This window comes from Vulgatibacter sp. (assembly GCF_041687135.1).
Classification (GTDB): domain Bacteria; phylum Myxococcota; class Myxococcia; order Myxococcales; family Vulgatibacteraceae; genus JAWLCN01.
On sequence record NZ_JAWLCN010000001.1, the window covers coordinates 135,403 to 159,041 of the forward strand.

A 23,639-nucleotide genomic window follows, 5' to 3' on the forward strand; every position below is an offset into this window, starting at 1 on the left:
GATGGCGGTTCACGGCGGGCCGAGGTTTGGTCGTGTAGCACCACGGGCGAAGTTGATTTTCGCGCTGATCGGAGCTGCCGGGCTCCTCGCTGCGACGGGCTGCGGCGGGACGGAGCCGGGGGATCCCCCCGGCAACACGGGGGGCAGCGGCGGCACCGGCGGAGCGGGTGGCAGCGGTGGCACGGGTGGCAGCGGCGGGGCAGGGGGGACGGGCGGTTCCGAGACACCGACCTTCGGGCTCGCCGGCAGCGGCCTCGTCCTCCAGCTCAACGACCCGCACGATCTGGCCATCGCGGAGGCGGGCGCCTTCGCCTTCCCCGCGGTGCTGGAGGACGGCGACGGCTTCCTGATCAGCGTCGCCCAGCAGCCCACCGGCCTCGTGCAGACCTGCACGGTGGCCGATGCCGTCGGCACCATCACCGGCAGCGACGTCGTCCTCGAGGTGACCTGCGCCACCGACACTTTCACGGTCGGCGGCACCGTCACCGGCCTGCGGGGCACGGGCCTCGTGCTGCAGAACAACGGCGGCGACCCGATCACCATCGACGCCGACGGTCCCTTCGCCTTCCCCACCGCGCTGCCCGACGGCTCCACCTACCGGGTCGAGGTGGCGACCCAGCCTGCCGATTCCTTCCAGATCTGCAGCGTGACCTCGTCCTTCGGCAGGCTCGCGGGCGCCAACGTCGAGAGTGTGGCGGTCGATTGCGTCGACACGTACACGGTGGGCGGCACGATCACCGGCCTCGGCACCGCGCCGCTGACCATCCGCAACAACCTGAGCGACAGCCTGGTGCTGACCCAGGACGGCGCCTTCACCTTCCCGACGCGGTTGGTGGCGGGGAGCAGCTTCGACGTCACGATCGGCGTCTTCGCCCCCGATCGCACCTGCACCATCAGCGGCGCTGCGGGCACGCTCGACGCCGACTACACCGGCGTCGAGATCACCTGCGTCGAGCGGCTCTACACGGTGGGCGGCAGCGTCACCGGCCTCGAGGCGCCGGGCCTCGTCCTCCAGAACAACGGCGGCGACAACCTGACCGTCAACTCGAACGGCACCTTCACCTTCGCGACGCCGATGGCGCCGGGCAGCACCTACTCGATCACCGTGCTGACCCAGCCGGACTGGTGGCTGCAGTGCAGCGTCACCTCCGGCGCGACGGGTACCGTCGGCAACGGCAACGTGACCAACATCGTGGTCACCTGCCTGGCGCTGGGCTGATCGATCCGGGCGGGCGGGCGGTCGCCGGAAGCGGTGCCGCCCGCCTCGAAGTCCTACCCGTCGAGGAGCGTGCTGCCCGCCACGATGCGGTCGTAGAGCGGCAGGAAATCCGCGAAGCCCTCGACGGTGAACTCGCCCATGCGCTCGAGGCAGCCGTTCTCGTCGGCGAGGCCCGAGGCCACGATGACGTGCACCGCAGCGCCGTCGTAGATCATCGTCGAGCGCACGTGCTCGATGCCGGTGCCGTCTTCGAGCGCCACCCGGAACTCGATCCGCACCGCGGGATGCCCGCCGACGGTGAGGGCGGCGGGCTCCTCCGGCGTGAACTCGGATCCGGCGGGGCATCCCGCCGCGCGGTCCGCGCCGAAGGTCGCCAGGAAATCGTCCGCAGCCCACTGCAGCGCCGCCTCGGCGCCGTCGCTGTCGAGCTTTGCCTTGAAGTCGGTCATCGACTCGAGGGGGAAGCGCATCGCCTCCACCTTGCCGTCGCCGTGGGTCGGGTGGGTGGCGCAGAGGACGGGGGCGTCGCCGCAGGACCCGAGGCTCCAGCCGTCGACGACCTGTGGCTCGGCCGGCAGCGCGTTCCAGTCGGTGTTGATGGCGGCGGGCTCGGTGGCGCCACCCGTGCCGCCGCCTCCACCGACGCCGCCCGTGCCACCTGCGCCACCGCCGCCGGCGGGATCGTCGTCCGTGGCGCAAGCGGCCACGGTGGTGCCGAGCACGAGAGCGAGAACAGCCTGAACGAGCCACCTGGTGACGCGCATCGCGAGAGCCCCTGGGAAGAGATGCGCCCACGGTAGGCGACCGGCACAGGCGCGGACCAGTGCGGGAATCCGCACCCCCAGATGCCGATCGGCCGCCCCGGCGATCCACCGGACCCCACTTTCGGCCCCCCTTCGATCCACTTGGATCCACCTAGCCCGTAAACGGCCTCCAAACCCCCGCTAGAACCCATTCCAGAGAAGGGTTCGGTTTTCCACAGCCCTGTCCACAGAGACCAGGTGCAGATCGGCCTCCCATTCGGTACAACGCAAACCCAGCGAGATCAGGCCCCTTTCTCTACTGGCCCCCCGTGCGTGCGCATGGGACTGGCGCGCCGGTGGAGGAAAGTGGTATGAAGTGGATCGTGGTGGCGGATGGAAGTCGTCACGAGGGTCGAGGACTCGCTTGTTTCGCGGAACCTACGAACACGCCGTCGACGCAAAGGGCCGGACGGCCCTGCCGGCGAAGTTCCGCGAAGTGATGCAGGGGAAGTACGAAGGCGAGAGCACGCTGATGCTGGCTCCCTCCGCCGACGGCGCTCCCTGCCTCCGTGCGTTCCCGATGCAGGAGTGGCGCGCCACCGAAGAGAAGCTCGCGGACATGGACCCGTTCGATCCGCGCGTCGACGAGCTCATCCGCCTCTACGTCGGGCCTGCCCAGGACGTGGAGACGGACAAGTTGGGCCGCCTCCTCGTCCCGCAGCCGCTGCGGGAGGGGATCGGCATCACGAAGGACATCCTCTTCGTGGGGAAGCTGAAGCACTTCGAGATCTGGGACGCGGAGACCTTCCGCTCCTACATGGACAAGCGGCGCAGCGAGGGGACGCTGACCCGCACGCTCAAGGAACTCACGCTATGAACAAGATCACTTACGCCAGGGTGTCGGGCTACGAGGCTGCTGTTGCCGCTGCCGTGCAGGCGGACGTGCACGTGATTCCCGCGGAGGGCGAGCTCCTCGAGCAGCAGATCACCGACCTGGCCGACGAGATCGTCCGCCTCTCGGTGGCCGGCAAGCACAACGTCGTCCTCGACCTCTCCCGCGTGCACCACGTCGACTACCGCGGCGTGCGCCAGCTCGCAGCCCGGGCCCGCTTCCTCCGCGGCGCCGGCGGCGACCTCAAGGTCTGCGGCCTCTCGCTCTACCTGGCGTCGATCTTCCGCGCCTCGGGCCTCTACGCCGAGTTCGAGATGCACGACACGGCGCAGTCCGCTTCCGCCGCCTTCGCCTACGCCGCCCTCGCCACCGAGGACGCTGCAGGCGAGGACGACACGCTCTAAGAGTAGAACGTGGAAAACGCCCCCCACCTCTCCGTCCTGCCCCGCGAGACCATCGACGTGCTCGCGGTGCGCCCGGATGTCGTCGTCGTCGACGGCACCCTCGGATACGGGGGGCACACCGAGCTGCTGCTCCAGGCAGGCGCCAGGGTGATCGGCCTCGACCGCGATCCCCGGGCCATCGCCGCGGCCGAGGCGCGGCTCGCCCCCTTCGGCGATCGCTTCCGCGCGGTGCAGGCGAACTTCCGCGACATCCGCGCGGTGCTCGATGAACTCGGCATCGACGAGGTCGACGGCGCCCTCGTTGACCTCGGCGTCTCGAGCCCGCAGCTCGACGTGGCGGAGCGCGGCTTCTCCTTCCGCAACGCAGGTCCCCTCGACATGCGCATGGGCGAGGACGCGCCGACGCTGGCCGAATATCTCGCCGGCGTCGACGACCGCGAGCTCAAGCGCGTCATCTCCTGGTACGGCGAGGAGCGCTTCGCGGGCCCGGTGGCCAAGGCGATCAAGCGCGAGCTCCACCGGATCTCCGACACCGTGCAGCTCGCCGAGGTGGTCTCGAACGCCATCCCCCGCGGCGCCTGGCCCAAGGGGATCCACCCGGCGACGCGGACCTTCCAGGGCCTGCGCATCGCGGTGAACGACGAGCTCGGCGCCCTCGACGCGTGGCTGCAGGCGCTGCCCGCCGTGATCGCGAAGGGCGGCAGGGCCGCGGCGATCTCCTTCCACTCGCTGGAGGACCGCGCGGTCAAGCAGGGATTCACAGCCCTCGCGCATCCGTGCCGTTGCCCGCCGGGGATGCCCGTGTGCATCTGTGGCGCCGCCGAATGGAAGCTGGTCACGCGCAAGGCGATCGTCCCCACGGAGGAGGAGATCGCCCGCAACCCCCGATCGCGCAGCTCGAAGCTGCGCGCAGTGGAGCGGCTGTGAGGATCAAGAAGAGCCCGAAGATCACCGGCGCCGCCTCGACCCGCGGCTTCGCCGCCACGGTCGCAGCGAGCCTGCTCCTCGCCACGCTGGTCGGCGCACACGCCTGGACCCGCGTCGAGGCGACGATGGTGGGCTACCGCCTCTCCGCAGCGCAGGCGGAGCAGGAGGATCTGCTCCGCGAGCAGCGCGAACTCGAGCTCGAGCTCGCCACCCGCCGCGCCGCGGCGCGGATCGAGGGCGACGCCCGCAAGCGCCTCGGCCTCGTCGAGCCGCGCCCCGACCAGATCTTCGCGCTGCCCGATGGCGCGCCCGCAGGCAGCGCGGTGGCGCAGGCCTCCCGGTGAGCCCGTCCCGCCTCTCCCTCGGCAGCTGGGATGGTGCCCGCTGGGTGAAGGTGCGGGTGGCGCTGCTCGGCTTCCTCCTCGCAGCGGGCCTCCTCGTCGTCCTCGGCCGCGCCTTCCATCTGCAGGTCCTCGAGCAGGAGTGGCTCGCGGGGATGGCGCGGGAGCAATACCTCCGCACCGCGGAGCTCGCGCCGCGGCGCGGTGAGATCCTCGACCGCACCGGCGCGCGCCTCGCCTCCAGCGTCGAGGTCGAGTCGATCTTCGTCGACCCGAAATTCCTCGGTGCGGACGACGCCGAGCGCCGCGCCAACCTGGTGCGGATCGCCAAGGCCGCATCCCTCTCCAAGAAGCAGAGCCACAAGCTCCTCGAGCGCGCGCTCGCCCCCGGCAACCGCTTCACCTGGGTGAAGCGCAAGGCGAGCCCCGCGGTGGTCGCGGCGGTGGAGGGCCTCGGCCTCGGCAAGGGCGTCGCCACGGTGAAGGAGTCGCGCCGCTTCTACCCGCAGAAGGAGATGGCGGCGCAGCTCCTCGGGTTCGTCGGCTCCGACGGCAAGGGGCTCGAAGGACTCGAGCGCTCGCTCGACGATTGGCTGCGCGGCCACGGCGCGGCGCTGCCCGCCCTTCGCGATGCCCGCGGCCGCAGGCTGCTCCCCGAGGTCTCGGTGCCGGTGGAGGAGCGCACCGGCCACACGGTGGAGCTCACCCTCGATCGCAACATCCAGTACCTGGCGGAGAAGGCGCTGGGGAAGGCGATGGAGACCTCGCGGGCCAACGCGGGCTCCGCGCTGGTGGTCGATCCGCGCACCGGCGAGATCCTCGCGCTCGCCCATGCGCCGACCTTCAACCCCAACATCGTCCCCGGCAGCTCCGAGCGCGCAGCGGTCCGCAGCCGCGCGGTGACCGACGCCTTCGAGCCGGGCTCGACGATGAAGGTCTTCCTCCTCGCCGGCGCGCTGGAGCAGGCCGCGATCAAGTCGAACCAATCGTTCGACTGCGAGAACGGCAGGTGGAAGGTCGGCCGCCACGTCATCAACGACCACCACGGCCACAAATGGCTCACCCCGGGCGAGATCCTCCAGGTCTCCTCGAACATCTGCTCGGGCAAGGTGGGCCTGCTCCTCGGCGGCGATCGCCTCGCGGGCATCTACCGCGACTTCGGCTTCGGCAGCCGCACCGGCGTCGAGCTCCCCGGCGAATCGCCGGGCCTCGTCGCCACCATGAAGTCGGAGATCTCGGTGGTCACCGGCTCCTTCGGCCAGGGGCCGGTGATGGCCTCGCCGCTCCAGATCGCCATGGGCATGGCGGCGGTGGCCAACGGCGGCGAGCTCCTCCAGCCCTGGCTGGTGCGGCAGGTCACCGCGCCGGACGGCACGGTGGTGGAGCGGGGCGGCAGGCACGTGGTGCGCCAGGTCCTCTCCGAGCGGACCGCGAAGAAGGTCACCGAGTGGATGCAGCTCGTGGTCGGCGAGGACGGCACCGCAGCCAAGGCCGCGGTCCCGGGTTATCCGGTGGCGGGAAAGACCGGCACCGCGCAGAAGGTGGATCCCGAGACGCGCGGCTACGGCAGGGGGCGCATCGCCTCCTTCGGCGGGTTCGTTCCCGCAGACGATCCGCGCCTCGTCATCCTCGTGGTGATCGACGAGCCCAAGAGCAGCGTCTACGGCGGCATGGTGGCGGCGCCGGCGTTCCGCGAGATCGCCGAGGGTGCGCTCAAGTCGTTGGGTGTCGCACCGACCCTGCCGATCGTGGCGGCGCAGAAGGAAGAGAAGAAGAGCCCGGCCCAGAAGAAGCGGGAGCGGGAGAAGGCGGCGGAGGGGCTCGTCACCGTCGAGGACGCGCTGCCCCTCGAGCCGCAGCAGGTCCGCGTTCCCTCGGTGGACGGCCTCTTCGCCAGGGCGGCGGTGCGCACCCTCGCGGAGGCGCGCCTCGAGGTGGACGTGGTCGGAAGCGGACGGGTAGTGAAACAGGAGCCGCCTGCCGGCTCGGTCGTGGAGCGGGGGAGCCGGGTTGCCGTCACTCTGCAGCCTCTGTAGAGACGGGGCCGCGCTGGTGTAGAGGAATTGCCGCGACTCCTGTGGCATGGGCCTCGTGCGCCGCCGCCTGCCGGGCAGATGGGCGCCGGCAGGGCGGTTGCACTGCATCCCCTTTGTCGGGCTCCAGCGGAAAGAGGAAGGAACGCCAAGCACCATGCGCCTCAGCCACGTCATCGCCGGCACCGGCCTCGCGCTCCCAGCAGGAAGCCCCGACCCCGAGATCACCGCGGTGGTCCACGACTCGCGCAAGGTGATCCCGGGCGCGCTCTTCGTCTGCCTCCCGGGCCTGAAAGTCGACGGGCACGCCTTCGCCGCCGGCGCGGTGGCGGCAGGGGCTGCGGCGGTGATCGGCGAGCGGTCCCTCGACCTCGCGGTGCCGGCGCTGGTGGTGCCCTCCGCCCGCGCGGCCCTCGCCCGCGCCGCTGCCAACCTCCACGGCAACCCCGGCGAGCGCCTCGCGCTGGCGGGGATCACCGGCACCAACGGCAAGACCACGACCACCTGGCTCTACGAGGCGATCGCCCTGGCTGCGGGCAAGCGCTGCGGCGTGATCGGCACGGTCAACTACCGCTTCGCCGGCAAGGTCCTCCCTGCGGAACACACCACCCCTGAGGCGGTGGAGGTGCAGGCGCTGCTCGCCGGCATGGTCGACGCCGGCTGCGAGACCGCGGTGATGGAGGTCTCCTCCCACGCCCTGGCGCAGGACCGCGTGCTCGGCCTCACCTTCGCCACCGCGGCCTTCACCAACCTCACCCACGACCATCTCGACTACCACGCCGACATGGAGGACTACTTCGCCGCGAAGGCGAAGCTCTTCCGCGCCCACCTGCGTGCAGGCGGCGTCGCGGTGCTGAACGGCGACGACGCGTACGGCACGCGGCTCCACGAGGAGCTCGTCGCCGGCGGCGTCACCAGCTGGCGCTTCTCCACCGAGGACGCAGCAGCCGAGCTCACCGCGCGGGACGTGCGGATCGGCATCGACGGCATCGAGGCCACGCTGGTCACGCCCCGCGGCGAGGCGCAGATCCGTTCGCCGCTGGTCGGCGCCCACAACCTCCAGAACCTGCTCACCGCTGCCGGCCTCGCGCTGGGCGCAGGCCTGCCGATCGAGGCGGTGGCCGAGGGGCTGACGCAGAGCCCCGGCGCCCCGGGCCGCCTCGAGCGCATCGACGGCCCGCAGGGCGTGGTGGCCTTCGTCGACTACGCCCACACCGACGACGCCCTGCGCCGCGCCTGCAGCGCGCTCCGCGAGGCGTCGCCGGGACGGCTCATCACCGTCTTCGGCTGCGGCGGCGATCGCGACACGGGCAAGCGCCCGCTGATGGGCGCCGTCGCCGGCAGCGGCTCCGACCTCGCGGTGGTCACCTCCGACAACCCGCGCACCGAGGATCCGGCGCGCATCGTCGAGATGATCGTCCCGGGCGTGGAGTGCACCGGCAAGAAGCGCCTCTCCCACGACGAGGCCCGCGCCGGCGGCGAGGGCTTCACCGTCGAGGTGGATCGCCGCAAGGCGATCGATCTGGCGGTGGCGTGCGCGCGCCCCGGCGACGTGATCCTCATCGCCGGCAAGGGGCACGAGGACTACCAGATCCTCGGCACCACCAAGATCCACTTCGACGATCGCGAGGAGGCACGGCGCGCCCTCGGCGCGTAGATCCTTATGGCCACCGCATCCCCAGCAAACCGCGCGATCTTCTGCCTCGCCGACGTGGCCGCAGCCACCTCGGGTGCGCTCGTCCGCGGCGACAAGCTGCTGCCGATCGAAGGTGTCACCACCGACAGCCGGAGCATCGGCGCGCAGAACCTCTTCGTCGCCCTGGTGGGCGAGAGCTTCGACGGCCACCGCTTCGTGGCGCAGGCCGCCGCTGCAGGTGCGGCCGCCGCGGTGGTGCGCCGGGGCTTCCGCTCCGACGCGCCGCTCCCCGAGGGCTTCGGCCTCGTCGAGGTCGACGACACGCTGGTGGCGCTGGGGGCGCTGGCCCGCGTCCACCGCCGCCGCTTCCCGCAGATCAAGGTGGGCGCGATCACCGGCTCCAACGGCAAGACCACCACCAAGGAGCTCGCCGCCGCGGTCTTCAACGCCGCCTTTGGCGAGACGCTGGCCACGGTGGGCAATCTGAACAACGAGATCGGCGTGCCGCTCACGCTCTTCCGCCTCAGCCCGGCCCATGCCGCAGCCACGGTGGAGATGGGCATGAACCACGCCGGCGAGATCGCGCGCCTCGCGGCGATCGCAGAGCCCGACGCAGGCCTCGTCACCTGCGCGCAGCTGGTCCACCTCGAGGGGCTCGGCTCGATCGAGGCGGTGGCGAAGGCGAAGGGCGAGCTCTACCACGGCCTGCCGCGCCACGCGGTGGCGGTGACCAACCTCCGCGACGAGCGCACCACCGCCGAGGCCCGCGCCTCCGGCCGCAAGCTCCTCACCTACGGCGGCCCCGAGCACGAGGGCGCCGACGTGCGCCTCGTCCGCCTCGTCTCCCACGACAGGCGCGGCCTCGCCTTCGAGGTCTCCTTCCGCGGCGGCCCCGCCGCCTTCGTGCGCCTGCCGCTGGTGGGCGTGCACAACGCCGAGAACGCCTGCGCGGCGCTGGCGTTGGGGCTCGCCCTCGGGGGCGATCCGGACCGGATGCTCGAGGGCCTGGTCACCGCCCGCGGCTTCGATCGGCGGCTCCAGATCAAGCAGGCCCCGGGCGGCGTCACCGTCGTCGACGACTGCTACAACGCCAACCCCTCCTCTATGCTGGCGGCGCTGCGCACCGCGCGCGAGCTCGCCGGGGAGGGCAGGGTCTTTGCCGTGCTCGGCGACATGTTCGAGCTCGGGGGAGAGGAGGCGGCGGGCCACCGCGAGGTGGGCGTCGCCGCTGCAGCAGCGCAGGTCGCAGGGCTCGTCGCCTTCGGGCAGCGGAGCCGCGCGATCGCCGCCGCTGCAGCAGAGGGAGGGGTGGAATCCATCTGCACCACCGAGTCGCCGGAAGAGGCGCTCGCGTGGCTGCGTAGCCACCTGCGCGACGGCGATCTGGTGATCGCCAAGGCGAGCCGCGGCACCAGGCTCGAGCGGATCGTCGACCCCCTGGTGGCGGGGGAGAAGGCCTAGATGCTCTACCACCTGCTCTTTCCGCTGGCGGACCGGATCGCGATCTTCAACGTCCTCCGCTATCCCTCGTTCCGCATCATCGCCGCCGGGATCTTCGCCCTGCTCCTCGGCATGCTCCTCGGGCCGTGGTTCATCCGCGAGCTGAAGAGCCGCCAATACGGCGCCTCCAACGTCCGCGAGGACACCCCCGAGCAGCACAAGAGGAAGAGCGGCACGCCGACGATGGGCGGCGGCCTCATCCTCTTCTCCTTGAGCGTCTCCACGCTCCTCTTCGCCGATCTCACCAACCGCTACGTCTGGATGGTGCTGATCGTCACGCTGGGCTTCGGCGTCATCGGCTTCCTCGACGACTACCTGAAGCTCTCCAAGCGCAATTCGAAGGGGCTGCCGGGCAAGCTCAAGATGGCGGGGCAGACCGGCATCTTTGCCCTCGCGATCGTGATCTTCGGCGTGGACTGGGAGCAGGCCCGGCTCCTCTTCGACACCACGCTCTCCTTCCCCTTCGTCGCCACGCGCCTCTTCAACCCCGACATCGGCTGGCTCTACCTCCCCTTCGCCTGGGTGGTGATCGTGGGCACGTCGAACGCGGTGAACCTCACCGACGGCCTCGACGGCCTCGCCATCGGCCCGACCATCGTGAGCGCGATCACCTTCCTCGTCCTCGCCTACGTGGCGGGCACGGTGATCGCGGGCTTCAACCTCGCCGACTACCTCTACATCCCCTTCATCGAAGGGGCCTCGGAGCTCTCGGTCTTCTGCGCCGCCACGGTGGGCGCCGGCATCGCCTTCCTCTGGTACAACACCTACCCGGCGAGCGTATTCATGGGCGACATCGGCGCCCTGGCGCTGGGCGGCGCCCTCGGCACGCTGGCGGTGCTCACCAAGAACGAGTTCGCCTCGGTGATCCTCCACGGCGTCTTCCTGGTGGAGACCCTCTCGGTGATGATCCAGGTGGCGGTCTTCAAGCGCACCGGCAAGCGCGTCTTCAAGATGGCGCCGATCCACCACCACTTCGAGCTCAAGGGCTGGGCCGAGCCGAAGATCATCGTGCGCTTCTGGATCGCCTCGATCATGCTCGCGCTCGTCACCCTGATCAGCCTGAAGCTGAGGTAATCGCCCTTGTACGAGCTCTCCGGTCGCAAGGTTCTCATCGTCGGCCTCGCCCGCTCCGGCGTCGCCGCTGCGAAGCTCTGCGCGGCGAAGGGCGCGCGGGTCACCGCCACCGACAAGCGCAAGCCCGCACAGCTCGAGGCGCAGGTGCGGGAGCTCCTGCCCCTCGGCGTGCGCTTCGAGCTCGGTGGCCACGACGTGGAGAGCTTCACTTCCGCGGAGCTGATCGTCTGCTCGCCCGGCGTGCCGCTGGCCAACGCGGAGTTCACCGAAGGCCGCAGGGCCGGGGTCACCATCGTCGGCGAGGCGGAGCTCGCCGCCTCCTTCGTGCAGGAGCCGATCGTCGGGATCACCGGCACCAACGGCAAGAGCACCACCACCGCGCTGATCGGCCACCTCCTCGCGCAGAGCGGCAAGTCGGTCTTCGTCGGCGGCAACCTCGGGACGCCACTCTCCGAGCGCGTCCTCGACGGCACGCCCCGCGACGTGTCGGTGGTGGAGCTCTCCAGCTACCAGCTCGAGGCGGTGCACGCCTTCCGCGCGCAGGTGGCGGTGCTCACCAACCTCACCCCCGATCACCTCGACCGCTATCCGTCGGCGGAGGCCTACTACCAGGCCAAGCGCGCCATCTTCCGGGGCCAGACCCCGGACGACTACGCGGTGCTCAACGCCGCCGACGAGAAGACGCTCCGGCTCCACCAGGGCGCGAGCTCGCTGCCGATCACCTTCGGCCACGGCCCGGCGCAGGATCGCGCGGCCCGCGACGACGGCAGCCGGATCGTGGTGCGGCTGCCGGGGGGCGTCGACGAGTCCTACGAGACCCTCGGCCGCACCCTGCGCGGCAGGCACAACCGCGAGAACGCGATGGCGGCGATCGTCGCCGCCCGCCTCGCCGGCGCCACCGAGAGCGGCGTACGCGAGGGGCTCACCAACTTCCCCGGCCTGCCGCACCGCCTCGAGATCGTGCGGGTGCAGGGCGGGGTCGAGTGGATCAACGACTCCAAGGCGACCAACGTCGACTCGACCACCGTCGCGCTGCAGGCCCTCGCCGGCCCGGTGATCTGGATCGCCGGGGGGCTGGGCAAGGGCGCGCCCTACGCGCCGCTGCGGCCGCTCCTCGGCGGCAGGGTGAAGGCGCTGCTCACCATCGGCGCCGACGCTGCCGCCCTCGCCGCGGAGCTCGGCGACGTGGTGCCGGTGACGGCCTGCGAGACGCTGGACCGCGCGGTGGCGACGGCACGGGCGCTGGCGGCGAGCGGCGACCAGGTGCTGCTCTCGCCTGCGTGCGCCTCCTTCGATCAGTTCAAGAGCTACGAGCACCGCGGCGCGACCTTCCGCGCGCTGGTCGAGGCGCTCTAGCTCGTTTTCCCGGGGGCGCCGGCGAGTGGCCGGCGGGAGGGATTGGGATGCGGCTTCTCTCCGCTTCGAACGGAGGCTCCGGCCTGCCGGCGACGAGCTCCGACCTGCGCGCGCAGATGGAGGCGCCGCGCTACGATCCGGTGCTCCTCTGGGCGATCCTCGGCCTCACCGCCGTGGGCCTCGCGAGCGTCTACTCCGCCTCGGCGGTGATGTCGGCCCGCGACTACGGCAGCCCCTGGCATTTCCTCGTGCGCCAGAGCATCGCCGCGGGCGTCGGCCTCGCCGGCATGTACGGGGCGATGCGCTACGGCTACAAGCGGCTGGAGAAGCTCGCCTACCCGATCCTCGCCATCACCGCGGTGGCGCTGCTCCTCGTCCTCGTCCCGGGGATCGGCACCGTGGTCAACGGCGCCCGCCGCTGGATCCGCTTCTTCGGCTTCAACTTCCAGCCGGCGGAGCTCGCGAAATTCGCGCTGGTGATCTACCTGGCGCGATCGCTGGCGCGGAAGGGCGAGAAGGTCCGCTCCTTCTCGATCGGCTTCCTCCCCCACGTGCTCGTCACCGGCTTCTTCATGCTCCTGCTCCTCGGCCAGCCCGACTTCGGCTCGTCGATGGTGCTGCTGGTGCTGCTCTGGGTGATGCTCTTCTGCGCCGGCGTGCAGCTGCGGTGGCTGGTGGGCTCGGCCTTCGCCGCTGCGCCGCTGGCGGCGGTGCTGGTGCTCAGCAAGGAGTACCGCATGGCCCGGCTCACCGCCTTCATGGATCCGTGGGCCGATCGCCTGGGCAACGGCTGGCAGCTCGCCAACTCGCTCCTCACCCTGGGCAACGGCGGCGTCACCGGCCAGGGGATCGGCGCGGGCAAGCAGAAGCTCCACTACCTCCCCGAGGGCCACACCGACTTCATCGTCTCGGTGATCGGCGAGGAGGCGGGCCTGCTCGGCATCGCCTTCGTGGTGGGGCTCTTCGGCCTGCTGGTCTGGCGCGGCATCCGCGCCGCCTTCAACGCCGCCGATGCCTTCGGCGCCTACCTGGCCCTGGGGCTCACCGCCCTGTTGGGCATCCAGGCCGTTACCAATATGCTGGTGGCGATGGGGATGCTGCCCACCAAGGGGCTCACGCTCCCCTTCGTCTCGTACGGCGGCACCTCACTCGTGTTATCCCTGACGGCTGCAGGCGTGCTCCTCGCCATCTCCAGCGGAAGTGGCGGGTACCTGCGGCCGATGTCCTCCCGCTCCCGGTAGCGGGCAAGTGTTTTGGCGGGCCCGGTTCGCGGCCCGGCGGAGTTCTGGCTCGGATGAAAGTGGTGATCGCAGGAGGCGGCACGGGCGGGCATCTCTTCCCCGGCATCGCGCTGGCGGAGGAGGTGGTGACGCGCCACCACGCCAACGACGTCCTCTTCGTGGGGACGGCGCGGGGCCTCGAGGCCCGCGTGGTCCCGAAGGCCGGCTTCAAGCTGGAGCTGATCGAGGCCACCGGCGTGAAGGGCAGGGGGCTCGGCGGCTGGATCTCCGGCCTCTTCCGGCTCCCGAAGGCGATCCTCCAGTCGGTGCACATCCTCCGCGGCTGGAACCCGGACATCGTGGTGGGAGTGGGTGGGTACGCCTCCTTCCCCGTGGTCTTCGCCGCCTGGCTGCTGGGCCTGCCCACCGCGGTGCAGGAGCAGAACGCGCTCCCCGGCCTCACCAACCGCGTCCTCGGCAGGCTGGTCCGCGCGGTCTTCGTCTCCTTCGACGAGGCGAAGCGCTTCTTCCCCGAGCGGAAGACCCAGAACGTGGGCAACCCGATCCGCAAGGCGCTGATGGAGAATTTCCTCCGGCCGCAGTCGCGCCACGATCGTTTCAAGATCCTCATCTTCGGCGGCTCCCAGGGCGCCCACGCGATCAACGTGGCAGCGGTGGAGGCGGGCGCCCACCTCGAGGGGCTCAAGGAGAAGGTGGAGATCCTCCACCAGACCGGCGCCCGGGACATCGAGGCCACGCGCAAGGGCTACGCGGAGGCGGGGATCGCCGCCGAGGTGGTCGAGTTCATCGACGACATGTCGGCGGCCTACGCCGCGAGCGATCTGGTGATCTGCCGCTCCGGCGCCACCACCCTCGCCGAGCTCACCGTCTGCAAGAAGGCGGCGATCCTCGTCCCCTTCCCCTTCGCCGCCGACAACCACCAGGAGGTCAACGCCCGCTCCCTGGTGGACAAGGGCGCCGCGGTGATGATCCGCCAGCAGGAGCTCACCGGCGAGCGTCTCGCAGCGGAGGTCCGCGACCTCCTCGAGCACCCGGCGCGGCTCCAGCGGATGGAGCGGGCGGCGGGGCTTCTCGGGCGGCCGGAGGCGGCGAAGGAGATCGCCGACGTCTGCGTGCAGCTCGTCTACCAGGGGCGCGAGCAGGGCGCCGGCTGAACGGCGCTGGCCTTTCGGCGGCGCGCCTTGCAAGGTGTTTTCCGTGGGCCGGCCCAGTGCCGGCCGCTGCATTTGTGGGAGCTGGAGATGTTTCGAGGCAGGCGACCGACCATCCACTTCGTGGGCATCGGCGGCATCGGCATGAGCGGCATCGCCGAGGTGCTGCTCAACCTCGGCTACCCGGTCACCGGCTCGGACCTCAAGGCGAGCGAGACGACGAAGCGCCTCGAGTCCTTCGGCGCGAAAAGCTTCGTGGGCCACGGGGCCGAGAACGTGGGCAGCGCCGACGTGGTGGTGATCTCGTCGGCGGTGCGCCGCGACAACCCCGAGGTGGTCGAGGCCCGGCGCCACTCGATCCCGGTGATCCCGCGGGCCGAGATGCTCGCCGAGCTGATGCGGCTCAAATACGGCATCGCGGTGGCCGGCTCCCACGGCAAGACCACCACCACCTCGATGGTGGCGCACCTCCTCGCCGCCGGTGGCCTCGATCCCACCGCGGTGGTGGGCGGCAAGCTCAACAACCTCGGCTCCAACGCCTGCCTCGGCACCGGCGAGTACATGGTGGTGGAGGCCGACGAGAGCGACGGCTCGTTCCTCAAATTCTCGCCGGCGATCGCCGTGGTCACCAACATCGACCCCGAGCACCTCGACCACTACGGCGACTTCGACAGGCTCAAAGGCGCCTTCGTCGAGTTCGTGAACAAGGTGCCCTTCTACGGGCTGGCGGTGATGTGCCTCGATCACCCGGCGGTGCAGGCGCTGCTGCCTTCGCTCGAGCGCCGGCACGTGACCTACGGGCTCTCGCCGCAGGCGGACTACCGGGCCGAGGCGATCGAGTCCTCGGCCTTCGAGATGAGCTTCACCGTGGTGCGCCGGGGCGAGGCGATGGGGCGCTTCACGCTGCACATGGTCGGCATCCACAACGTGCAGAACGCGCTGGCGGCGATCGCCGTGGCCGACGACGTGGGTGTGACCGTGGAGCAGATGCAGGAGGCCTTCGCCTCCTTCACCGGCGTGCAGCGGCGCTTTACCGTGCGCGGCGAGGCGGGCGGCGTCACCGTGGTGGACGACTACGGCCACCACCCGGCCGAGATCCGCGCGACGCTGGCGGGGGCGCGCAAGGCCTTCCCCACCAGGCGGATCGTGGCGGCGTTCCAGCCCCACCGCTACACGCGCACCCGCGATCTGCTCGGCGAGTTCGCCACCTCCTTCAACGAGGCGGACACGCTGCTCGTCAGCGAGATCTACGCAGCCAGCGAGGAGCCCATCCCGGGGGTGAGCGGCGAGGCCCTCGTCGAGGCGGTGCGGTCCTGCGGACACAGGGACGTGGCCTTCGTGCCGCACCGGAACGTGCTGGCGCAGGCGATCCGCGAGCGGGTGCGGCAGGGCGATCTCGTGATCACGCTGGGCGCAGGCGACATCAGCCAGACCGGGCCGGAGCTGCTGGCGCTGCTGCAGTCGTAGGCACGGCGTTCGCAACACGTCGCCGCGAGAGGTGATCGACTTGTCCTTCCTGGCAGAGCTGCAGCGCCATTTCCGCGGCGAGCTGCGTGAGAACGAGCCGCTGGCCCCGCGCACCTCGGTGAAGGCGGGCGGCGCGGCGGATCTCTTCGCCCGGCCCGCGGACGCGGGCGACCTGCGGGTGCTCCTCGCCGCCGCTGCTGATGCCGAGGTGCCGGTGACGGTGCTCGGCGGCGGCGCCAACACCCTGGTGTCGGACGAGGGCGTCGCCGGCGTGGTGGTGAAGCTGCCGGCGTGGAGCGGCGAGGCGCAGGTCGACGAAGCGGGCGGCACCTTCGTCTTCGGCAGCGGTGAGCCGATCACGAAGATCCCCGGCGCGATGAAGAAGCACGGTCTGGTGGGCGCGGAGTTCCTGGCCGGGATCCCCGGCACCATCGGCGGCGCCTGCGCGATGAACGCGGGCACGAAGAACGGCGAGACCGTCCGCGTGGTGCAGGCGGTGGAGATCGCGTCGCCGGAAGGCGCGCGCTGGTGGGCCCGGGACGAGCTGGTGTGGCGCTACCGCTCCTGCGAGCTGCCGGCCGGGGCGGTGGTGACGCGCCTCGAGGTGCGGCTGCGCCGGCCCGCAGGCGAGGCGGAGCTGGCGGCCTCGCGCGAGGCGATGGAGGCGGACCTCGCCTACCGCAAGCGCACCCAGCCGCTGCACCTGCCCAACTCCGGCTCGGTCTTCCAGAACCCGCCGGGGGATTTCGCGGGGCGGCTCATCGAGGCCTGCGGTTTGAAGGGCCTGCGGCAGGGTGGGGCGCAGATCGCCGAGGGGCACGCCAACTGGATCGTGAACCTGGGCGGCGCCCGGGCTGCGGACGTTTCGTTCTTGATCGAGAAGGCCCGCGCGGAGGTGCGCGAGCGCTTCGGCGTGGAGCTCACGCCGGAAGTGAAGCGGATCGGAAGGTGGTCATGAAGGGCAAGAAGGTTGCCGTGCTCTACGGCGGGCGCTCCTCCGAGCGCGAGGTCTCCCTGCGCTCCGGCGCCGCGATCCACAAGGCCCTGGTGGCGAAGGGCTACGACGCCGAGCTCCTCGACGTCGATCTGGACGTGGCGGGGAAGCTGCGCGCGATGAAGGCCGAGGTCGCCTTCATCGGGCTCCACGGCCGCTACGGCGAGGACGGCTGCATCCAGGGGCTGCTCGAGTCGATGGGGATCCCCTACACCGGCTCCGGCGTGCTCGCGTCCGCCCTCGGCATGGACAAGGTCGCCACCAAGCAGGTCTTCAAGATGCGCGGCATCCCCACCGCCGACTACGTGGCGGTGCGGCCGGATCGCATGCGCGAGCTCCTGATCGCGGATCTGCCCTTCGGCCTGCCCTGTGTGGTGAAGCCGAGCTCCGAGGGTTCCTCGGTGGGCGTGCACATCGTGAAGACCGCCGAGGAATTCGCCGCAGCCTGCGAGGACGCGGCAAAGTACAAAGGCGACATCCTCATCGAGCGCTACCACAGGGGCCGCGAGGTCCAGTGCGCCGTGCTCGACGACGAGGCGCTGGGCGTCATCGAGGTGAAGCCCGCCGCCGAGTTCTACGACTACAAGGCGAAGTACGACTCCGGTGGCACGACCCGCTACCTCTACCCGGCGCCGCTGGACGAGGCGATGTACCGGAAGGTGATGGACGTCACCGCCGAGGCGCACAAGGCCCTCGGCTGCGCCGGCGCCACCCGCACCGATCTCATCCTCATGGACGACGGCGAGCTCATCGTGCTGGAGACCAATACGCTCCCCGGCATGACCGAGGCCTCGCTGCTTCCGAAGATCGCCGCGGGCATCGGGATCGACTTCCCCTCGCTCTGCGAGCGCATCCTCCAGGGCGCGTCGCTCAAGGCCTGACGGGGGCCGCCGGGCGAGGCCGCCGTGCACACCTTCCTCCGGCCAGCAGCGGGGGAAGTGATGGAGCAGGTGCAGCGCACGGAGCGGACCGATTGGTACGCCCTCGAGGTGGAGGAGGTGGAGAGGCGTCTCTCCGCCTCCCACGCCGGCCTCGACACGGCGGAGGTGCGGCGTCGTCGGGAGCGCTTCGGGCCCAACCGACTGCCCGAGCCGGCGCAGAAAAGCGATCTCGTCATCCTCCTCCACCAATTCACCAGCCCGCTCATCTACATCCTGCTCATCGCCTCGGGCGTCACCTTCCTGCTCGGCCACTACGTCGACGCCGCGGTGATCCTCGCTGCGGTGCTCCTCAACGCGCTGATCGGCTTTCCCCAGGAGCGCAAGGCGGAGCGCTCCGTGCGGGCGCTGATGCACCTCGTGGCGCCGAAGGCCCGCGTGCTGCGCGACGGCCACGAGCGCGAGGTGGAGAGCGGCGAACTGGTGCCTGGCGATCGGGTGCTCCTCGAATCGGGGGCCCGGGTCCCGGCGGATCTCCGCCTCGCCGGCGCCACGGGGCTCGCCATCGACGAGTCGATGCTCACCGGCGAATCGATGCCTGCGGCGAAGCGGATCCGCACCCTGGCGGAGGGAACCCCCCTCGGCGATCGTGCCAACCTCGCCTTCACCGGCACCGTGGTCACCAGCGGCAGGGGCTGGGGCTACGTGGTGGCGATCGGCAGCGGAACCGAGCTGGGCGCCATCGCCGGCAGCATCGAGCATGAGCCGCGGACGGAGACGCCGCTCCAGATCCGGATGCGGCGCTTCGCCCACGTGATCACGCTGGCGGTGGTGGTGTCGGCGCTGCTCGCCTTCGGCGTCGGTGTGGCCCTGGGCGAGCGCCCAGCCGAGATGTTCCTGACCGCCGTCGCCCTCGCCGTCGCGGCGATCCCCGAGGGGCTGCCGGTGGTATTCACCATCGCCCTCGCCGTCGGCGTGCGGCGGATGGCGCGGCGCAAGGCGATCGTGCGTCGCCTTCCCGCGGTGGAGACGCTGGGTAGCACCACCGTGATCGGTTCGGACAAGACGGGCACCCTCACCGAGAACCGGATGACGGTTCTGGCGCTCTGGTCGGGCGGCGAGGAGCGTGCGCTCGAGGAGATCCCCGCCGACGAGAGCGATCCCGCCCACCTCGCGCTGCTGGCCGGCGTGCTCGACAACGAGGCGGAGGTCTACGAGAGCGAAGGTGGGGAGAGGAGCACGGGGGATCCGACCGAGGTGGCTCTCCTCGTCGCGGGGGCGCACGCCGGGATCGATCACGAGGAAGCCCGCGGCACCCACGCCCTCTTCGCCCAGATCCCCTTCGAATCGGAGCGCCGCTACTCGGCCACCGTGCGGGAGCGCGGCGGCCACCACCGCCTGTGGGTCAAGGGCGCCCCGGAGCGCGTGCTCGACATGTGCACCGCGCTGCAGGGGCGGGGCGGGCGCGAGCCCCTCGACCGGGAGCGGGTGCTCGCCGCAGCCCACGAGATGGCGGGGCGCGGCCTGCGGGTGCTGGCCTTCGCCTGGAACGACGTGCCGGCGCCCCCAGCGGCGGAGGAGGAGCTGCCCGAGCCGCGCGACCTCGCGCTGCTGGGGCTGGTGGGCCTGATGGATCCGCCGCGCGAAGGCGTCCCCGACGCGATCGCCGCCGTGCGGAGCGCTGGGGTCCGGGTGTTGATGATCACGGGCGATCACGCCTCCACCGCCCGCGCGATCGGCGAAAGGCTGGGGCTCGCCGAGCCCGGCGCCGCGGTGCTCACCGGCGGCGAGCTCGAGGCGCTCGACGAGGCGGCGCTCCGCGGCGCGGTGGGCCAGATCTCGATCTACGCGCGCATGGCCCCGGACCACAAACTGCGGGTGGTCAAGGCGCTGCAGGCGAATGGTGAGGTGGTGGCGGTGACCGGCGACGGCGTCAACGACGCGCCGGCCCTGCGGGCAGCCGACATCGGCGTGGCCATGGGCAGGAGCGGCACCGACGTGGCCCGAGAGGCGGCGGATCTGGTGCTCACCACCGACGACTTCGTGAGCATCGGCGCCGCGGTGGAGCAGGGGCGGATCACCTTCGACAACGTGCGCAAGGTCACCTTCTTCCTGGTGAGCACCGGCCTCGCTTCGGTGCTGGTGATCCTCGCGGCGATGGCGCTGCGCTGGCCGCTGCCGCTGCTGCCCGCGCAGCTGCTCTGGCTCAACCTCGTCACCAAGGGGCTGCAGGACGTCTCGCTCGCCTTCGAGCCAGGCGATCCGGACCTGCTCCGCAGGCCGCCCCGGAGCAGGAAGGAGGGCATCGTCTCGCGCCTGCTCTGGGAGCGCACGGTGATCGTGGGCGTGGTGATGGCGGTGGGTACGCTGGCGCTCTTCCGGTGGGAGCTCGATCGCACCGGATCGCTCGCCGAGGCGCAGACCATCGCCCTCACCGCGCTGGTGGTCTACTCGATGTTCCACGTCGGGAACTCGCGTTCGGACCACCGCTCGCTCTTCCGGCTCTCCCCCTTCTCGAACCGCTTCCTGCTGGTGGCGACCGGCGCCGCGCTCGTGCTCCACGTGCTGGCGCTCTACGTCGGCCCGACGCAATTCGTGCTGCGGGTGGTGCCGCTCGACGCCGCGGCGTGGCTGCGCATCTTCCTGGTTGCGCTCACCATCGTCGCGGCTGTGGAGCTGCACAAACTTCTGCGGCACGAGCCGCGGGGGCTCCAGGTGCGACGGCGGCCCGCCGCCACACCGGTGCCCGAGGAGCGGCGCGCGTAGGTTTTCACGCGCCTACAGGTGGCTCGTCACCTGCGGCGCCTCGTACCAGTTGTCGGTGGCGCCGTCCGAGAAGCGGACCGGCGCCGCGGCGAGCTCCGCAGCGTCGACGCCGTCGAGGCAGGCGAGGTTGATCGAGAGGAAGTCGCCGCCGAGCACGTCGAGGTGGCCGCGGCCGAAGGGGCGCACCCCGCAGCGCTTGCAGAAGAGGTGGTGCATCGACTTGCTGCCGAACTGGTAGTCCGAGAGCGCGCCCTCGCCGGCGAGGAGGCGGAAGTTCTCCGGCTTCACCAGCGTGGCCCAGCTGCGGGTCTTGGCGCAGATGGAGCAATTGCACTTCCCCGTGCCCTCGGCGAGGTCCATCTCCGCCTCGAACTTCACGTCGCCGCAGTGGCAGCTTCCCGCGTAGGTCTTCTTCATCGTTCTCTCTCCCGGTGGGGCAAAGCGCCCTCGAACCAGGAGGAGCCTATCGGGCTCGGCGGACATTTCCTGTCCGCGAAGATCGGATAGCCTCCCCCCATGCTCGAGACGTCCGCGCGGCTCCTCCGCCTCCTCGCCACCCTGCAGACCCGGCGCTTCTGGACCGGGAACGATCTCGCCGGCCACCTCGAGGTGACGCCGCGGACCCTGCGCCGCGACGTCGATCGGCTGCGCAGCCTCGGCTACGCGGTGGAAGCGACCTCCGGCCACGGCGGCGGCTACCACCTCGGCACCGGCACGGCGATGCCGCCGCTGCTCCTCGACGACGAGGAGTCCGTTGCAGTCGCGGTGGCGCTCCGCAGCGCCACCGACACCGTCGCCGGCCTGGGGGAGACCGCCATCCGCGTGCTGGTGAAGGTCGAGCAGCTCCTGCCCGCGCGGCTGCGGCGCCGGGTCGGTGCGCTGCAGGCGATGACGGTCTCGGTCAATCGGTACCCGCAGACCGCGGTCGATCCCGATCGGCTCGCCACCCTGGCCGCAGCCTGCCGCGACTCCACCGCCCTCCACTTCCCCTACCGCCGGCGCGAGGGGAGCACGGCGGTCCGCGCCGTCGAGCCGCTCCGCCTCGCCCACGCCGGTGGTGGCCGCTGGTACCTCGTGGCCTGGGACGTCGAACGGGAAGATTGGCGCACCTTCCGCGTCGACCGCATCGAAGGGGCGATCGGCCTCGGCGCCCGCTTCGTTCCGCGCCAGCCGCCGGGTGATCTCGAGGCGTACGTCGCCGAGTCGCTGGCCCACGCCCCCTTCGCCCACCAGGCACGGGTGAAGCTGCGCGGCTCCCTCGAGGAACTCTCGCAGCGGATCCCGGTGTGGTGCGGGGTGCTCGAGCGCCTCGACGACGAGAGCTGCGTGCTTCGCGCCGGCGCCGAGTCGCTGGACGGCCTCGTCTGCCAGCTCGTCCTCTGCGGCAGCGATTTCGAGCTCCTCGACCCACCGGAGCTCGCGCCGCAGCTCCGCGCCGCCGCCGACCGGCTGCTGCGCGCTGCAGGGCCTGCACCTGCAGCGACGAAGGGGACCCGCCGGGAAAGACGTGCCCGACCGGGGCTGTGACACGGCGGATCCGCCGCTCCAGAATGGCCCGGTGCAGCGAAAGCGCCCACAGCCCTGGCCGATCCGGATCACCCATTGGCTCAACGTCTACCTGCTGATCGTGATGGCGGGGAGCGGGCTGCAGATCCTCGTGGCCTATCCGTTCATGGGGCCACAGGGCGATCGGGCCGGCTGGTATCCGCTCGACGGCTGGCAGCCGGGGCCGCTGCTCACCGTCGGCGATTGGCTCGCCGGCGGACGGCATTGGCACTTCGCCTTCGCCTGGTACTTCGTGGCGACGGGCGTCGTCTACGTCGGCTACCTCTTCGGGTCCGGTGAGTGGCGCCGCCGGCTCTTTCTGCCGCGCCGCGATCTGCCAAACGCGGTGGAGACGGCGAAGTACTATCTGCGTCTCCGCGGGACGCCGCCGCCGCAGGGGCTCTACAACGGGCTGCAGCGCTTCGCCTATACGGGCACGCTCTTCCTCGGCGCCCTCGCTGCGCTCACCGGACTCGCGCTCTACAAGCCGGTGCAGCTCCAGGGGCTGGCGCGTCTCTTCGGCGGCTACGACCCGGCGCGGGCGATCCACTTCCTCACCCTCGCGGCGCTGGCGGGTTTCACCGTGGTGCACGTCGTCCTCGTCGTGCTCCACCCGCGCGCGCTCGCCTCGATGTTCACCGGCGGCAGGAAGGAGGACGTGCATGAAGAGGAACGCTACGAGCAGCCACCCGGCAGACCTCCACCTCCCTGAGGCGCCGCGCCTCGTCCGGCCCACGAGGCTGCAGGTGGCGCACGTGCAGAAGCGCGGCCTCGAGGCCTCGCGTCGTGCGCTGCTCGGTGGCCTCCTCGCCGGCTCCGCCGCGGCGCTCGGCGGCTGCGACAGCTCGAACCCGCGCACCGGCTTTCTCGGCGCGATGGAGCGCTTCAACCACCGCTTCCAGGCCTGGCTCTTCGACCCGGAACAGCTGGCGCCGGAGGAGCCGCACGCCGCGCTCACGCCGCCCGCTGCCTTCCCCGCCTACTTCATCTCGCCGGTGGTTCCCCGCGCACCACGGACCTGGCGGCTGAAGGTCGGCGGCCTCGTCGAGCGGCCCGCCTCCTTCACTGTCGAGGAACTCCAGCAGCTGCCCCGCACCGAGTACCGGATCCGCCACCACTGCGTCGAAGGCTGGACCGCGGTGGCCGCGTGGACCGGCGTATCGATCCGCGACCTCGCAAGCCACGTCGGCGCCAGCCCCGCTGCGCACTACGTGGATTTCCGCTCCTTCGACTTCGGCTACTGGTCCTCGTGGGATCGCCCGAGCGCCTTCCACCCGCAGACCATCCTCGCGTACGGCCGCAACGGCGATCCGCTCCCCCCCGAGTACGGCGCCCCCCTGCGCCTCTACAGCGGCGTGAAGCTCGGCTACAAGATGGTGAAGTACCTCACCGAGGTGAACTTCCTGCCAGCGCCCACCGGCGGCTACTGGGAAGACCGGGGCTACGAGTGGTTCGCCGGCGTGTAGAGCGGC

Annotated in this window: 21 protein-coding genes; 19 read left to right on the forward strand and 2 right to left on the reverse strand. The window is 71.2% G+C overall.

What is annotated here, in order from left to right; all coding sequences use genetic code 11:
• Nucleotides 1-52 precede the first annotated feature (52 nt).
• On the forward strand, nt 53-1,219 hold the full coding sequence (locus tag ACESMR_RS00665) for a hypothetical protein (RefSeq protein ID WP_373044166.1): 1,167 nt from the start codon (nt 53-55) through the stop codon (nt 1,217-1,219).
• Nucleotides 1,220-1,272: 53 nt separating this feature from the next.
• Here ACESMR_RS00665 and ACESMR_RS00670 read toward each other — a convergent pair whose 3' ends face one another.
• Complete coding sequence (locus ACESMR_RS00670; protein ID WP_373044168.1) at nt 1,273-1,983, reverse strand: hypothetical protein; 711 nt, start codon at nt 1,981-1,983, stop codon at nt 1,273-1,275.
• 403 nt (nt 1,984-2,386) lie between these two features.
• Between ACESMR_RS00670 and mraZ the strand changes: the two genes are divergently transcribed.
• The 15 genes from mraZ (at nt 2,387) to ACESMR_RS00745 (ending at nt 20,622) form a co-directional block, all read left to right on the forward strand.
• The gene (gene mraZ / locus ACESMR_RS00675) at nt 2,387-2,839 is read left to right on the forward strand and encodes a division/cell wall cluster transcriptional repressor MraZ (RefSeq protein WP_373044170.1); all 453 of its coding nucleotides are present in this window, start codon (nt 2,387-2,389) and stop codon (nt 2,837-2,839) included.
• A complete protein-coding gene (locus ACESMR_RS00680; protein WP_373044172.1) occupies nt 2,836-3,258 on the forward strand; it encodes an STAS domain-containing protein in 423 nt (140 codons plus the stop codon). Before mraZ ends, ACESMR_RS00680 begins: the two co-directional genes overlap by 4 nt.
• Before the next feature lie 9 nt (nt 3,259-3,267).
• Nucleotides 3,268-4,185, forward strand: coding sequence for a 16S rRNA (cytosine(1402)-N(4))-methyltransferase RsmH (gene rsmH, locus ACESMR_RS00685; RefSeq protein ID WP_373044173.1), 918 nt, complete (start codon nt 3,268-3,270; stop codon nt 4,183-4,185).
• Entirely contained in the window at nt 4,182-4,529 is a 348-nt protein-coding gene (locus tag ACESMR_RS00690; protein ID WP_373044175.1) for a hypothetical protein, read from the forward strand. Before rsmH ends, ACESMR_RS00690 begins: the two co-directional genes overlap by 4 nt.
• Nucleotides 4,526-6,562, forward strand: a complete 2,037-nt coding sequence (locus ACESMR_RS00695; RefSeq protein ID WP_373044177.1) for a penicillin-binding protein — start codon at nt 4,526-4,528, stop codon at nt 6,560-6,562. Before ACESMR_RS00690 ends, ACESMR_RS00695 begins: the two co-directional genes overlap by 4 nt.
• A 154-nt stretch (nt 6,563-6,716) precedes the next feature.
• Complete coding sequence (locus tag ACESMR_RS00700; protein ID WP_373044179.1) at nt 6,717-8,216, forward strand: UDP-N-acetylmuramoyl-L-alanyl-D-glutamate--2,6-diaminopimelate ligase; 1,500 nt, start codon at nt 6,717-6,719, stop codon at nt 8,214-8,216.
• Between the two features lie 6 nt (nt 8,217-8,222).
• Nucleotides 8,223-9,656 (forward strand): UDP-N-acetylmuramoyl-tripeptide--D-alanyl-D-alanine ligase, encoded by a 1,434-nt coding sequence (locus ACESMR_RS00705; protein ID WP_373044181.1) that lies wholly within the window; start codon nt 8,223-8,225, stop codon nt 9,654-9,656.
• On the forward strand, nt 9,657-10,769 hold the full coding sequence (gene mraY / locus ACESMR_RS00710; RefSeq protein WP_373044183.1) for a phospho-N-acetylmuramoyl-pentapeptide-transferase: 1,113 nt from the start codon (nt 9,657-9,659) through the stop codon (nt 10,767-10,769).
• Nucleotides 10,770-10,775: 6 nt separating this feature from the next.
• Nucleotides 10,776-12,125 (forward strand): UDP-N-acetylmuramoyl-L-alanine--D-glutamate ligase, encoded by a 1,350-nt coding sequence (gene murD, locus ACESMR_RS00715; protein WP_373044185.1) that lies wholly within the window; start codon nt 10,776-10,778, stop codon nt 12,123-12,125.
• A gap of 47 nt (nt 12,126-12,172) precedes the next feature.
• Nucleotides 12,173-13,366 (forward strand): putative lipid II flippase FtsW, encoded by a 1,194-nt coding sequence (ftsW, locus tag ACESMR_RS00720; RefSeq protein WP_373044186.1) that lies wholly within the window; start codon nt 12,173-12,175, stop codon nt 13,364-13,366.
• 53 nt (nt 13,367-13,419) lie between these two features.
• The gene (gene murG, locus ACESMR_RS00725) at nt 13,420-14,520 is read left to right on the forward strand and encodes an undecaprenyldiphospho-muramoylpentapeptide beta-N-acetylglucosaminyltransferase (protein WP_373044188.1); all 1,101 of its coding nucleotides are present in this window, start codon (nt 13,420-13,422) and stop codon (nt 14,518-14,520) included.
• 81 nt (nt 14,521-14,601) lie between these two features.
• Nucleotides 14,602-15,984 carry a UDP-N-acetylmuramate--L-alanine ligase gene (gene murC, locus ACESMR_RS00730; protein WP_373045203.1) on the forward strand — a complete coding sequence of 461 codons (1,383 nt, stop codon included), beginning with the start codon at nt 14,602-14,604 and terminating at the stop codon, nt 15,982-15,984.
• A gap of 40 nt (nt 15,985-16,024) precedes the next feature.
• The gene (murB, locus tag ACESMR_RS00735; RefSeq protein ID WP_373044190.1) at nt 16,025-16,942 is read left to right on the forward strand and encodes a UDP-N-acetylmuramate dehydrogenase; all 918 of its coding nucleotides are present in this window, start codon (nt 16,025-16,027) and stop codon (nt 16,940-16,942) included.
• Nucleotides 16,939-17,859 (forward strand): D-alanine--D-alanine ligase, encoded by a 921-nt coding sequence (locus tag ACESMR_RS00740; RefSeq protein WP_373044192.1) that lies wholly within the window; start codon nt 16,939-16,941, stop codon nt 17,857-17,859. Before murB ends, ACESMR_RS00740 begins: the two co-directional genes overlap by 4 nt.
• 24 nt (nt 17,860-17,883) lie before the next feature.
• Entirely contained in the window at nt 17,884-20,622 is a 2,739-nt protein-coding gene (locus ACESMR_RS00745; protein ID WP_373044194.1) for a cation-translocating P-type ATPase, read from the forward strand.
• A 12-nt stretch (nt 20,623-20,634) separates the two neighbouring features.
• Here ACESMR_RS00745 and ACESMR_RS00750 read toward each other — a convergent pair whose 3' ends face one another.
• Nucleotides 20,635-21,039: a GFA family protein gene (locus ACESMR_RS00750; protein ID WP_373044197.1), complete on the reverse strand. Its 405-nt coding sequence runs from the start codon at nt 21,037-21,039 to the stop codon at nt 20,635-20,637.
• 99 nt (nt 21,040-21,138) lie between these two features.
• Here ACESMR_RS00750 and ACESMR_RS00755 point away from each other — a divergent pair, with 99 nt between their 5' ends.
• Genes ACESMR_RS00755 through ACESMR_RS00765 form a run of 3 tightly spaced genes read left to right on the forward strand, consistent with a single transcriptional unit; the run spans nt 21,139 to nt 23,633 of the window.
• Nucleotides 21,139-22,149, forward strand: a complete 1,011-nt coding sequence (locus ACESMR_RS00755) for a helix-turn-helix transcriptional regulator (RefSeq protein ID WP_373044199.1) — start codon at nt 21,139-21,141, stop codon at nt 22,147-22,149.
• Between the two features lie 31 nt (nt 22,150-22,180).
• A complete protein-coding gene (locus ACESMR_RS00760; protein WP_373044200.1) occupies nt 22,181-22,879 on the forward strand; it encodes a cytochrome b/b6 domain-containing protein in 699 nt (232 codons plus the stop codon).
• Nucleotides 22,830-23,633: a molybdopterin-dependent oxidoreductase gene (locus ACESMR_RS00765; protein WP_373044202.1), complete on the forward strand. Its 804-nt coding sequence runs from the start codon at nt 22,830-22,832 to the stop codon at nt 23,631-23,633. Before ACESMR_RS00760 ends, ACESMR_RS00765 begins: the two co-directional genes overlap by 50 nt.
• Nucleotides 23,634-23,639 lie beyond the last annotated feature (6 nt).